Origin of the sequence: Microvirga sp. TS319 (genome assembly GCF_041276405.1) — a bacterium.
Classification (GTDB): domain Bacteria; phylum Pseudomonadota; class Alphaproteobacteria; order Rhizobiales; family Beijerinckiaceae; genus Microvirga.
In genome coordinates this window covers 316,991-329,365 of the sequence record NZ_JBGGGT010000001.1, presented here as the reverse complement: position 1 = coordinate 329,365, position 12,375 = coordinate 316,991, and the positions used below count along the sequence as shown (strand labels likewise).

Annotated in this window: 8 protein-coding genes and 4 pseudogenes; 7 read left to right on the top strand and 5 right to left on the bottom strand. The window is 61.8% G+C overall.

From position 1 onward, the window contains the following. Positions 1-8: 8 nt before the first annotated feature. Positions 9-312: pseudogene (locus tag AB8841_RS01430) on the bottom strand (CorA family divalent cation transporter); the annotation flags it as partial. 492 nt (positions 313-804) lie between these two features. On the opposite strand from AB8841_RS01430, the gene AB8841_RS01425 reads away from it, so the two are divergent. Next, positions 805-2,715 (top strand): potassium transporter Kup, encoded by a 1,911-nt coding sequence (locus AB8841_RS01425; protein WP_370434100.1) that lies wholly within the window; start codon positions 805-807, stop codon positions 2,713-2,715. A 168-nt stretch (positions 2,716-2,883) separates the two neighbouring features. On the opposite strand, the gene AB8841_RS01420 is transcribed toward AB8841_RS01425, so the two are convergent. Further along, on the bottom strand, positions 2,884-3,066 hold the full coding sequence (locus AB8841_RS01420) for a hypothetical protein (RefSeq protein ID WP_370434099.1): 183 nt from the start codon (positions 3,064-3,066) through the stop codon (positions 2,884-2,886). A 165-nt stretch (positions 3,067-3,231) separates the two neighbouring features. Between AB8841_RS01420 and AB8841_RS01415 the strand changes: the two genes are divergently transcribed. Both AB8841_RS01415 and AB8841_RS01410 read left to right on the top strand, forming a co-directional pair. Next, positions 3,232-3,807, top strand: coding sequence for an IS6 family transposase (locus AB8841_RS01415; protein WP_370434098.1), 576 nt, complete (start codon positions 3,232-3,234; stop codon positions 3,805-3,807). Positions 3,808-3,856: 49 nt separating this feature from the next. Continuing rightward, positions 3,857-4,559, top strand: a pseudogene (locus AB8841_RS01410) (DDE-type integrase/transposase/recombinase); the annotation flags it as partial. A gap of 95 nt (positions 4,560-4,654) precedes the next feature. Here AB8841_RS01410 and AB8841_RS01405 read toward each other — a convergent pair. After that, positions 4,655-5,875 (bottom strand): IS110 family transposase, encoded by a 1,221-nt coding sequence (locus AB8841_RS01405; protein ID WP_370435500.1) that lies wholly within the window; start codon positions 5,873-5,875, stop codon positions 4,655-4,657. Positions 5,876-6,151: 276 nt separating this feature from the next. On the opposite strand from AB8841_RS01405, the pseudogene AB8841_RS01400 reads away from it, so the two are divergent. Together AB8841_RS01400 and AB8841_RS01395 are read left to right on the top strand one after the other, a co-directional pair. Further along, positions 6,152-6,394: pseudogene (locus tag AB8841_RS01400) on the top strand (integrase core domain-containing protein); the annotation flags it as partial. A 596-nt stretch (positions 6,395-6,990) separates the two neighbouring features. Beyond that, positions 6,991-7,308 (top strand): hypothetical protein, encoded by a 318-nt coding sequence (locus AB8841_RS01395; RefSeq protein ID WP_370434097.1) that lies wholly within the window; start codon positions 6,991-6,993, stop codon positions 7,306-7,308. 112 nt (positions 7,309-7,420) lie between these two features. On the opposite strand, the gene AB8841_RS01390 is transcribed toward AB8841_RS01395, so the two are convergent. Beyond that, on the bottom strand, positions 7,421-7,591 hold the full coding sequence (locus tag AB8841_RS01390) for a hypothetical protein (RefSeq protein ID WP_370434096.1): 171 nt from the start codon (positions 7,589-7,591) through the stop codon (positions 7,421-7,423). Positions 7,592-8,129: 538 nt separating this feature from the next. Then, positions 8,130-9,437 carry a family 1 glycosylhydrolase gene (locus AB8841_RS01385; protein WP_370434095.1) on the bottom strand — a complete coding sequence of 436 codons (1,308 nt, stop codon included), beginning with the start codon at positions 9,435-9,437 and terminating at the stop codon, positions 8,130-8,132. Positions 9,438-10,090: 653 nt separating this feature from the next. Between AB8841_RS01385 and AB8841_RS01380 the strand changes: the two genes are divergently transcribed. Beyond that, entirely contained in the window at positions 10,091-11,368 is a 1,278-nt protein-coding gene (locus tag AB8841_RS01380; RefSeq protein WP_370434094.1) for an App1 family protein, read from the top strand. Between the two features lie 458 nt (positions 11,369-11,826). Beyond that, positions 11,827-12,375 (top strand): annotated as a pseudogene (locus tag AB8841_RS01375) (IS6 family transposase); the annotation flags it as partial.

Genomic DNA, 12,375 nt, shown 5'->3' with positions numbered 1-12,375 from the left:
ACATGCCCCTGGGCCGTCCTGGCGACCACGAAGAGTGCCTCGCCGTATTGTTCGAGCTTGGGCCACTGGTGCGCCTTGAGGGCATCCTCGATGGCCAACTCATGCAGGCCGAACTCCACCTGGAGCTGGCGGAGGACGTCCGAGCCGGGCTCGTGCAAGCCGATCCAGACCACGTGCCCGGGCTTGCGCGACCATTCGCCGACGTCCTCGATCGGCACGTCGGCTATCCGCCGCCCCCGCATAGGCGGCCGAGGCGACCACGCCGGAAGGGTCGCCGGACTGCACGGGAACGAGCCTGAGAGCATCCACCATGGTCAACCAACGCACAGCAGGATCGTCCGGTGCCAGAGGTCGGGACCGGCCCGAGGCGCAGCCTCCAAGCGCTCCGCCGGGGACAATCCCCTGCCAGGCGGATACGGGCCTTGCCTTGCGCTTCTGCATGTCGCACAGGAGGCTCAGCGCCAGCGGAGGCAAGCTTGACCCCACAACTGATCTCCACTGCACCGCAGAAGGACGACCAGGCTCTTCTCCTCTATTGCCCCGATCAGGGTGGCTGGCATACGGGCGTCTGGTTCCGGGGAAATGGCTGGCCTACATCGATACCAGCGTCGTGCTGGAGCCCTCCCATTGGCTGCCGGTTCCCGCCGATCCACCCGACGCGGAGTGACCTGTCCCGCCATCGCAGCCGCGTTCGATCGCTTTTCGGTATTCGCAACACACCGCCTTCCAGGAGGGAAACCCTCCGCCGTGCAGCCACGTTGAGCCGAGGGGGGTCTGTTCTCCGCTGAAGAGGTGGAAGGGTTCATGGCCGCAACCGGGATCAGCGAACGGGTGGGTGTCGGTGCTGCCGAGCATGGCCAGGCGACCCCGACCTCCTTTTGGGCCCTGACCCTTGGCTCGATCGGGGTGGTCTACGGCGACATCGGCACCAGCCCGCTCTATGCGCTCAAGGAAAGCCTCGCCGCCGCCACCGGGCATGCGGGCTCGGGCGCCCTCACCCGCGAGATGGTGCTGGGGGTGGTCTCCCTCATCCTGTGGACACTGATCATCATTGTGACCGTCAAGTACGTGGTCTTTGTCCTGCGGGCCGACAACAACGGCGAGGGCGGCACCCTCTCGCTCGTGACCCTGGCGCAGCGCGCCCTCGGGCGCAGCACCGGGATCACCATCGTCCTCGGCATGGTCGGCGCCTCGCTGTTCTACGGCGACACTATCATCACCCCGGCGATCTCCGTCCTCTCGGCCGTCGAGGGCCTCAAGCTGGTCACGCCGGCCTTCGATCCTTACGTGGTGCCGCTCAGTCTCGCGATCCTGATCGCTCTGTTCGCCGTCCAGCGCTTCGGCACCGCCAGCGTGGCCGCCTGGTTCGGCCCGATAACCGCCTTCTGGTTCCTCGTCATGGCCCTGGGCGGCCTGATGCACCTCCGGGACGATCTGGGCATCCTCGCTGCAATCAACCCGGTGCATGGCCTCGGCTTCGTGGCCAACCACGGCACCGCCGGTCTCCTTGCCCTGGGCGCGGTGTTCCTGTCCGTGACCGGGGCGGAGGCGCTCTATGCCGACATGGGCCACTTCGGCCGTTCCCCAATCCGCACCGCGTGGCTCGGCTTGGTCCTGCCGGCGCTCGCCCTCAACTATCTCGGCCAGGGTGCGATGCTGCTGGCCCACCCCGAGCACCTGGAGAATCCGTTCTTTCTGCTCTATCCCTCGTGGGCGCTGCTGCCGATGGTGATCCTCGCCACGGTGGCCACCATCATCGCCAGTCAGGCGGTGATCACGGGCGCGTTCTCGATCTCGGAGCAGGCGATGAACCTCGGCGTGCTGCCCCGCTTCCGGGTGATGCGCACTTCCGAGACCGAGAAGGGCCAGATCTACGTTCCCACCATCAACTGGCTCCTGCTCGTGGCGGTCATCCTGATCGTCGTCCTGTTCGAGACGTCGAGCGCCCTGGCGGCGGCTTATGGCCTTGCCGTGACTGGGGACATGGTGATCACCTCAAGCCTGCTGTTCATCGTGGCCTGGAAGTTCTGGCGCTGGTCCCCGGCCGTGGCCGCACTGGTGATCGCGCCCTTCCTGGCCATCGAGCTCGTGTTTCTCGGCGCGAACGCGCTCAAGATTCCGCACGGCGGCTGGTTCCCGCTGCTGGTCGGGACGGGGCTGTTCATCCTGATGCGAACCTGGCGCAAGGGCACGCGCCTGCTGGCCGAGATCTCGCACCGCGGCCGCCCGCCCTTGTCCGAATTCATGCGCATGGCCGAGAGCGGCTCGGTGCCGCGGGTGCCTGGCACGGCGATCTTCCCGACCGGGAACGCCCAGGACGTGCCCGCCGCCCTGCTGCACAACATGAAGCACAACAAGGTATTGCATGAGCACAATATCATCCTGACCGTGGTGACCGAGGAGATCCCACGTCGTCCGGACGAGGGCCGCGTCACCGTGGAAAAGCTCTCGGACCGGTTCTCGCGGGTGACGGTGCGGTTCGGCTTCATGGAGAGCCCCAATCTCCCGAAGGCGCTCCGGGTGGCCGGGTTCGATCTCGACAACGCGTCGTTCTTCCTGTCGCGGCGGGCCTTGCAAGCCTCGCCCACCTCGGGACTGCCGCTCTGGCAGGACTACATCTTCATCCCGCTGGCCCGCTCCGCGAGCGACATCACGGACCAATTCTGCATCCCAGAGGACCGTGCGGTCGAGGTGGGTTCACGGATCACGATCTGACCGGGGGCATGGTCGTAGCGAAAGAGGGTCCCGATCAGAGCAGCCACCCCAGTCTCAGGGATGCCCAAGCCAGTTATGCGAGACCGATCACAGGTCGATCAGCCTGGACATGAGCCACACGCCGGAGCAAAGGATCGAGAATTCCGCTGTCGGAAGCCCGATCCTGTCCTAGTACCTGAAATCCCATTCGTGCAGGTCGGGTACGTCATCTGTGTCGTGGGCGATGTCGGTCCTCAGCGAGACCTCAAAGCGCTTCCAGGCCTGCCGGGCCATCACCCGGGCGACGACGGACACGCCGCCGAAGGCGATGGCGAGATCCCAGAGACGGTCCCTGAAAACAGCCAGTGACACGTGGCATCCTGACGAGACGGATTTGAGCCTATCCTGACAGATAGGCCCCGGCCCACGCTTGTCAGTGCCCGGTCATGGTGTGCGGGGCGGCCACGGGCGGATCTGTTGCAGCTTTGAGCGCTCCCCCACCTGAGCTACGACAAGGGGGTGCTGGAAGGGGAGAGGGTGAAGCAAGATAACAAGAACCCGTTCAAGGGGCGGCAATTCACGGCCGAGATCATCCTGTGGGCGGTGCGCTGGTATCTGCGGTTCCCGATCTGCTGTCGTGATCTCGAATGCATGCTCGCCGACCGTGGCATCAAGGTAGACTACACGACCCTCTTTCGCCGGATTCAGGCATATGCGCCTGAGCTCGACAAGCGCATCCGTCCGTATCTGCGGACGACAAATGGATCCTGGCGCGTGGACGAAACATATAGTCGCGTGAAGGGCGAGTGGGAGTATCTCTACCGCGCCGTCGATGCGGCCGGGCAGACGATCGACCTTCTGCTTTCGCCCAGGCGGGATGCGGCTGCGGCCCGGCGCTTCTTCCGAAAGGCATTGGGCCAGGCGCATACGGTCAATCCGCGGACCATCACGGTTGACAAGAATGCCGCCTATCCCATTGCCGCAAAAGCTATGAAACGAGAGGAAGAGCTCTGGCGGTTTGCCAAACTCCGACAGGTGAAATTCCTGAACAATATCGTCGAGCAGGATCACCGGCGCATCAAGCGGTTGGTTAGGCCAGGACTAGATGTTTGATCCCGGGGTTTGATGGTGCGATATTATCCTCAGGATGGAGGGACGCGCTATGGGCCAAGTTCTCCATGGGAGCGCCACAACGACAGAGGCGATCCGTCGAGCAATACAAAATAGTCAAGCGAGCCTGAGAGCCCTGGCCGAACGCCATGGCATCAACCCCAAGACGGTCGCCAAATGGAGGAAGCGGGACACCACCGCAGATCGCCTTCCGCCGGCACACGCTCCTGCCGCTGGATGACTGTCTCTATGCCCTGCAAGCCACAATCCCGCACCTGACGCGGTCATCGCTCCATCGTTGCCTGCAGCGGCATGGCATCAGCCGCTTGCCCGAGGTGACCGGCGACAAGCCCGCCAGGAAGACGTTCAAGGCCTACCCCATCGGCTACTTCCATATCGACATCGCTGAAGTGCGCACTGAGGAGGGACGGCTTTATCTGCTCGTTGCGATTGATCGCACCAGCAAGTTTGCCTTCGTGGAACTGAACGAGAAGGTGACGACCGCGATCGCCGGCGACTTCCTGCGCTCGCTGATCAAGGCGGTGCCGTACAAGGTGCACACGGTCCTGACCGACCATGGCATTCACTTCACCACTCCCAGCAACACAGCTTCTGCTGTCCCGCTGATCAAGAAAGCGATGAAACGCGGCGAGCTCTTCCGGGCCCATGCCTTTGAGTATGCCTGTGCCCAAAACGATGTGGACCATCGCCTGACCAAGCCGAGGCATCCCTGGACCACTGATGTGATCGACAAGAGCTTTTTTGCCTCAACTGGTGTATTCTCCTCTCGCGCACGGGTGACTCTGTGGCAAAGAGCAGGGCTTGAGGTGCAAACCCTGCCGCGCAGCCTTTATCGTCGCTCCTCCTTTAGAGCGCCCGTGCGCACCTTTCCGGATCTCGGACCACGAGGATTCCAGCCGGCCACAAACCGCGTGTAGGCCGCCTCGGCCTGCTCGACCCAGCGGCGTTCCTGATCACGATGGCTCTTGAGATTGTAGGCGTGGGCCGCTCCTTTCTGGCCACGGGTGACCGGGTATCCGGCCTTGAGTTCGAGCTCACGCATCTTCTTGGCATGCAGCGCCGGGCGGGCCCACAGGTAGCTCTCACCCTTGTGCAGCAAATGCCAGATGAGGACAGCCAGCTTGCGGGCTGTTGCCACCGCCGCCACATGCTGGCCGCGCCGGCTGCTCACCCGGAGGAAGAACGCCCGCAGGGGACCAGGGGCTCGCGCCGCGGCCCAGGCGGCCTCGACCAGCATGCCGCGGGCATGCCCGCGTCCCTGCTTGGTGATCCGGCCGTGATGGGCTGGCCCAGGACCGGACTGGCGCACACTCGGGTTCAGCCCGAGATAGCTGACCAGCTTCTCGGGTGCCTCGAAGCGCTGGATATCGCCGATGGCTGCCGTCAGCGCGAGCGCCACCACCATGTCGACGCCCGGGATGGTCATCAGGCGCGCGACGCTCTCGTTAGCCAGAGCGGAGCGCGCGAGGTCGCGCTCGATGACCCGTAGATCGTCCGCCAACCGGTCGAATTCCCGCAGATGGCGCTCAATGGCAAAGCGCTCATCGTCCGGCAGGACCCGTTCCGATAGCCAGGCCCGTCCTTTAGGGCCACACAGATCAGCCGCGGGACACGCGGGGATCAGATGAGCATGCAGGATCGATTGGATGATATTCTTGAGCCGGGAGCGCTGGCGCACGACCTGATTGCGCCGTGTGACCTGCCGCCGCAATGCCTGGGTCGCCTCGTCAGCAAACCAGACCTCCGGCAGGAACCCACTGGCATAGAGCTGGGCCAGGACGCCGGCATCAATGGTGTCGGTCTTGATCTTGGCATGGGCGATCACCCTTACCTGCATGGGATTGGCAACGACGACCCGCTTCACATGCGGGCTGATCACCGCCGCCACGGCTGCTGCGTTGCCGGTCGCCTCCACCACGACCACGTCAGTGCTCAACAGCGAGGCTGCGAAGGCGGTCAGCTGGTCGCGGCGCATGTCGATGCGCCCGATCCGCTTGAGCTTGCCCTCCTGCCAGGCGACCGCCTCGGCGAAGGCGCGATGGATATCCAGTCCGATGATGCGCATGCCGGCTCCCTCCGAGCTGTGCTCGTCCAAAACGGGAGCTGGCGGGCAACACGACACCTACTGATCCGCGCTCGCAGCGCATCCGGGCAAGTCGCAAGGGGGCGGCCATGTAACGAGCTCGGGCTCTCAGCCCAACGTCTATTGGCGGCCTGCCCGCACCTTCGTGCTCCCGGTGCCCCGCGTCCCAGATGGGCTCACCATAGCACCGCTTTCCGAAGAAAGCAGATGGACGCATAAGGCACCGCAAACATCATGCCCGATAACGGTCAGGTCGAGCGGATGAACCGCACCCTCAAGGATGCGACGGTCAAACGCTACTACTACGACAGCCATGACCAGCTCCGGCAGCATCTGGCTGACTTTGTGAGCGCCTACAACTTCGCCCGACGGCTCAAGACCCTGAAAGGGCTCACACCCTACGAGTTCATCTGCAAAACCTGGCTCAAGGAGCCCAAACGCTTCAAACTTGATCCGGTCCATCAAATGCCGGGACTGAACATCTAGGCTTCAAAAACCTCCAGACGGCCTCCCAGACAATCGCTGGCTATGAGGCTATGGCGATAATCCGCAAGAGACAAGTCGCGATCGCACCAGCAAACAGCATGAAGGCTCAGCGTGATTTGGTTGCTGCTCTCTTCAGCACTGCTGCCTAAACTGAGATCACGTTCGGCCGTCGTTTGACCTACAGTAGGATTTGCAACGGAACCGGGATGGCAAGTCATCCGAGCCGACGTCCTATTTAGGCTTACTGCTTAGGGCAAACGGATGTCTGTTCTCAGCCTCGCTATCGCCAAGAACAAACATATCCCTGCCGGTGAGGAGAGAGTATACTTCAACAAATTGGGAGGATGCCATGGCTCAAAGAATGCGATCCTATCTTTCCTATGGCCATGAAGCGCTCTTTGCGGCGGCTCTGGCAGTCCTGTTCTGCGGGGCCGTGATCCTGGGTTTCATGTAGTGCTCTCTCAAACTTTGATCGCATTGCTCCTGATGGCTGCGGTTGTCGCGATCTACGTGCTCGCGATCAAGTCTGGATACTGAGGGAGCCCTGAAGCAGGAGATAGATGGAACCTTCCAGATACGCTCCCCGGAGGTGGCCTATGGCGTATGTCATGCTTCAGTATGATCGTCCGACCGACGCGCATCGCTGGAATGATTACAACCAGCGGGTCAAAGGCTGGATCACCCAGCTTCTGCACATCCCAGGGGCAGTGTCGTTCATGGCCTATCGCACTGCTGATGGGGCAAGTCCGAACACGATCACCATGCTGGAGTTTCGCACAGTGGAGGAGGCTCGCTGGGCGCAAGCATCCGAGCCGTTGCGGAGCGTTCTGGATGGTTTGCACTCTGTTGGAGTGACAGCCCAAGTCCTCCTGATAGAGCGCTCGCCATTTACACCCGAGCCGACCCGGACGTGAGTTCAAAGCCGTCTTCGAAGTCAGTCAACGCTGCCTCAGTGTAACAGCGAGACGATGGCCCATCCCATGCGGCATAAATTTTGGCTTGGGCGGCGTGAGCCTGGATGTTGAGTCACTCGCCGTCAGGGTTTCGATCCGAAGATGGAATGTCGCGATCGCCGTAGCCGCGCCGCCCGTTGAGCTTCACCTTCGGGGGCGGTGCGGGGCGATCTTCCAGCATCTTCACAGCTTTCCAGACCGAGTTCACGACCCTCTGGGCGAGGCTGGTATGGCTTATGCTCATGAGTGGCTCGCTTTCTTAGGCTACAGTCGTCCTACAGCGCTAACGTTGTCCCGGCTCATTGGGTGCCTTGGAGGCGAGAACGTCCGAGAACGCCACTGTCAGCACCTGTCGATTGGCGCGGTCCATGACCTCGACGCACCAGTTTCGCCGGTCCTCGCCTTTCTGGTCGCCTTCCGTGATCAAGTCGCGAGCTTGGGCGACAGCGGCCTCTCTCGCCGCCTGGAGGTCAGGATACTTGTCCCCTTCGGGATCTTCGACGAGGCCACCCTCGGTTCGAATATTGAGGTAATACAGAGCGGACTCTGGCCGTTGCTCGGGCGTGGATGGCGGTCGGCCGGAAGGATGAGCTGAGCGAGGCGCACCACCCTCATCATCCCACCGCTTGAGATCGTCACGCTGGCTCGGATGTTTCGGAGCTTTGCTCATGCTGAGAGGATAAGACGCGCAGCAGGCTTTTTGATGTCAAACGACGTCGGGGCATCAGCTTGACCCATGATCAGACCGGAGCCGCAAGCCCGTGCGCCCTGAGCCTTCAGGCTCAGGTCCCCACCGACGGCTCGGTCGGCGTTGTCCCGCAGATTTTGCGGGCGGCCTCTCTCTGGCGCTGAGCCATCGGCTCATGATAATCCTGCGGCCGCACCACAGGAGCGCGCAGGCACACGCTCTGGGCCGGAAGGATCTCGCACCAGTCCTCGACCAGCTTCTTATACGCACGCCCGACGGCACGGATATTCCGATCAAGATCGTAAAGGCCGAGCGGGTTGACGGTGCCGTTGTTCTCCCGCAGAGCCGTGTCCCAATCCACCTGATCGGTCAGCGAGTACCAGGTGAACCCGACGATCGGCACACCGTTGTTGCGCACCCGAAACACGTTCACCCACTCCTTCCACAACCACCTGACCGCTTCGTCTCCGGCCGCCCCTTCCATCAGGTTCGTCTCGGTGTGCATCACGGGCAGACTGTAACGGTCGTGGTACTGGCGCGTGATCTCGGCATAGCCGAAGACCTCCCCTGAGGCCCACGCCTGCCCGTCGGAGCCGACCATGTGCTCGTTGGTGATGTAGTAGTCGTTGCCCATGATGCAGTGCCGCTTCAGGTTCTGGCCCATGAAGAAGGTGTATTCCTCCCGGCTCATGCCATTGTCCATCAGGTACATGAACATGTCGGACTCGACCTGCCGGCCATAGTTGAGATCGAGCGACAGGAAGCGGCGTGCATTGTAGAACTCGGCTGGCTTGATGGCGGCCGGGCTTTCAGCATGGAAGTACTCCGAGGACTCGCTCTGGATGAAAATCGCGTCAGCCCGCACCTCAAGGATTGCCGCCATGGCGAGGACGTTGGCTTTGACGATGTGCTTGAGGGCGGTCACGAACGCCTGGTCCCCTTTGAGCTGCTCGTTCCACCAGCCAAAGGCCGCCGAGAACGTGGCGCAGATGAACATCTCGTTTACTGGGGTGTAGAGCTGGATCCAGGGAAAGCGCTCGGCGAACGCGCGGGCGTACTCGGCAAAAAGATCGGGAAAATCCGGGTTCTGAAAGTCGCCGATCCAGTCGGGCACACCGAAATGGCAGAGGTCGACGATCGGGATGATATTGCGCTGGCGCAGCTCGCCGAAGGTGAGATCGCAAAACTCCAAATCGTAATGTCCCTGCCCAAGCCAAATCTTATGGATCGGTGGGCCGTAGCGCAGGGTGTGGATGTTCAGGTCTTCAAGCAGGTCGAAATCGGTTCGCCAGTGCTGGTAATGGCCGCACTTGTCCATCTCGTCGACGCGCAGCCGGCGATCACCGATTGTGGGATAGCTGTTTTCGATCCCGGTGGCGAACATGAAAAGAGGAGCTGTCATGGGCGTGGGCCTCGCGAGCAAAGCGCTCCACCGTCTTGCGGCAGCCCGGCAGTACAGGGGCTTTGGAGCCCTTAGCGCTAACCCGATCGGATCTTGGATCCGGGTTGATTGAGAGCTTACACCTAGAGCCTTTTCCGCAAAAGTGGATGCCGGTTTTGCGAAGAAAAGGCGTCTTTCTCAAACAACAAATGCCTTTTCCGTGAACCGAAGTTCATGGAAAAGGCTCTAGCAGCTGGCGTGGAACACTGCCGTCTGACGGGCTCGATAGCCTTGGCCGTATAGGATCGGGCAAGATCGGTGCTTGTGGGTTATGGCAGCAGGATAGACCTAAGACAGCGACGGTCGAGAAGGGATCCATCCTGACGAGCTTCGTTGCATGGATTTCACGTGCAACTACGCAGCGGAACGATGCCGGAAGCTGCAATAGGATGCGCAGCCGGATCGGTACGGGAACCCTCCTGCCCGGCTCGGTATTCCTCAAGCGTCCTTGACCGCGGAGGAGGATGCCCGATGGCCAACAGCACCAGCATTCGAGACACCATCTACAATCTCATCAGCGTTCTGGACCGTGCCCTTCATCAGTCCAAAGTCTCGACGATGGCGCCTGCCCTTCCTAAGCCTTGCCTGGCAGGACAAAGGTGCGAGCGAACGTCATGAGCCTCAGCGGAACGGCCAAGAGGTGGCTGGCAGCCCTCACCCGCATCCTGGGCGTTGTGGCCCGGCCCGTGCACGAGGCGCAGGGCGAGGGTGGCGTGGTTATCCAGCCCTACCGAGGCTATGGATCTCGCCACGAGGTCTTTTTGATCGGCCGGGTGTTCCGGCAATCGCGATCAGCCCCCGGACCCGGACGAGGCGACCTCCTCGCCAACTTACGCGACATCGGTCAGCGCATCGCCCGCCGCGCAGTCTCGGATGCCGCGGTGACGGCCCGCTTCTCTGGTGCCGAAGGCTCCTTCACCACGGACCGTGATGGCTACTTCCGGGTGCACCTGTCCCCTCCCCTGCCGCCACCATCCGACCGTTCGTGGCACCTCATGGATCTGGCTTTGGCTCAGCCGCAATCCGCCCAGGCGCAAGCGAAGATCTTCATTCCACCGGCCAGCTGCCGGTATGTGGTCATCAGCGACATTGATGACACCATCATGCAAACCGGCGTGGCCAACAAGCTCGCGATGCTCTGGCGCCTGTTCGTTGAGGACGCGCCAAGCCGGGTCGCGTTTCCCGGTGTCGCCGCCTTGTACCGGGCCCTGCACGTCGGCACCTCCGGCGATCAGCAAAATCCCATGCTCTATGTCTCGCGAGCGCCCTGGGGCATTTACGAGGTGTTGGAGGAATTCTTTAGCCTGCACGGGATTCCGGTCGGCCCGGTCCTGTTTCTGCGGGAATGGGGCATCTCCTGGACAAGCCCGCTGCCGCGAAAGGCCGAAAATCACAAGCGCGAGCTGATCCACAACATGCTGGCGCTCTACAGTGAGCTGCCTTTCATTCTCATCGGCGATAGTGGGCAGCACGATCCCGAGATCTACCGCCAGATTGTCGAGGAGCATCCCGGGCGGGTGCTGGTGGTCTACATTCGGAATGTTTCCCGAGACCCAAAGATGATCAGGCAGATCGAAGAGCTCGCCAAGGTCGTGGCGGGCGCAGGAAGCAGCTTGGTGCTCGCAGCCAACAGCGTGGCGATGGTCGAGCACGCCGCAAGACTTGGCCTTGTTGCGCCGGAGACCCTATCGGACGTCAGGAGTGAGAAAGCTGCTGCCCCCGAGGCTCAGCCGCAGACGAACACCTATGGGCTCCAGCGGGCCACGCCGTCGCAAACGGCGGACGCCGTGTCACAGGGTGACCTGCAGCATCTGATCGAGACCGGCTCTAAGCCCACCCCTCCGAGCATCATCATCGAACCGAAAACGCATGAGCCGCCAAAGCAGCCGTGACTGTGAACTGGCCACAAGGCGTGCCCTCTACCGGCGGAGAAGCATGATCCCGGATAAAGTCCGGACAGAGGTGAGAGCACAACAACTTGGTCAGCCTCAAGGAAGGCTCGCTCGCGCGGCCAATACGGCAATCCGGATGAGATCTGCCCAGTGCTATGCACGGATGCAGACACAGCTCTCGATTTGCACTTCATGATGGGACTGGGCGATTTGAACGCTAATGGTGTCCTTCCTGTGAGACTGAGGAAGCGTCCAGTCTCATAGGAAATGCAAGCGGTCTCGAATGAAATGTCGTCTTCTGCACTCCAGCCTCAGCTAAGTCAGTGATCTCTCAGCGGCTGCCAGTCCGATTCTAAAGTGCAAATCGACAGCTGGCCAAGCTCATCCCGAACGGCCTGATCCTGTCGGTGATGTCACGATAACTTTTGGTCAGCGGCATTTGGCTTAAGAGCCGCGGCATGATCAACTCCATCAGCTACAAGCGCCACCGGTTTCCGTCCCAGATCATCGCCCATGCGGTCTGGTTGTACTTCAGATTTCCTCTGAGCCTGCGCTTGGTCGAGGAGTTGCTGCTTGAGCGCGGCATCGCCGTTTCGTATAAGACCATCCGCCGATGGGCGCTGAAGTTTGGGCCGGCGTACGCTCGCCGTCTCAGGTGCAAGACGCCAAGCCGCCGCGACATCTGGCACTTGGATGAGGTCGTGGTCACGATCTCTGGCAAGAAACATTGGCTCTGAAGGGCGGTTGATCAGGATGGATATGTGCTCGATGAAATCCTCCAGAGTCGACGCGACACAAAGGCGGCCAAGCGTTTGCTGACCCGGCTGATGAAGAAACAAGGCATCGCACCCAGGCGCATCATTACTGACAAGCTGCCCTCGTATGCCGCCGCCAGGCGGCAGGTCCTGCCAAGGGTGGAGCACCGGTCCCACAAGGGCCTCAACAACAGGGCTGAGAACTCCCATCTCCCGTTGCGAAAGCGGGAACGGATGATGCAGGGCTTTCGG

Coding starts and splice junctions, on each gene's coding strand:
- AB8841_RS01425 (WP_370434100.1), top strand. CDS start 805: ATGGCCGCAACCGGGATCAGCGAACGGGTGGGTGTCGGTGCTGCCGAG.
- AB8841_RS01395 (WP_370434097.1), top strand. CDS start 6,991: ATGGCGTATGTCATGCTTCAGTATGATCGTCCGACCGACGCGCATCGC.
- AB8841_RS01390 (WP_370434096.1), bottom strand. CDS start 7,591: ATGAGCATAAGCCATACCAGCCTCGCCCAGAGGGTCGTGAACTCGGTC.
- AB8841_RS01385 (WP_370434095.1), bottom strand. CDS start 9,437: ATGACAGCTCCTCTTTTCATGTTCGCCACCGGGATCGAAAACAGCTAT.
- AB8841_RS01380 (WP_370434094.1), top strand. CDS start 10,091: ATGAGCCTCAGCGGAACGGCCAAGAGGTGGCTGGCAGCCCTCACCCGC.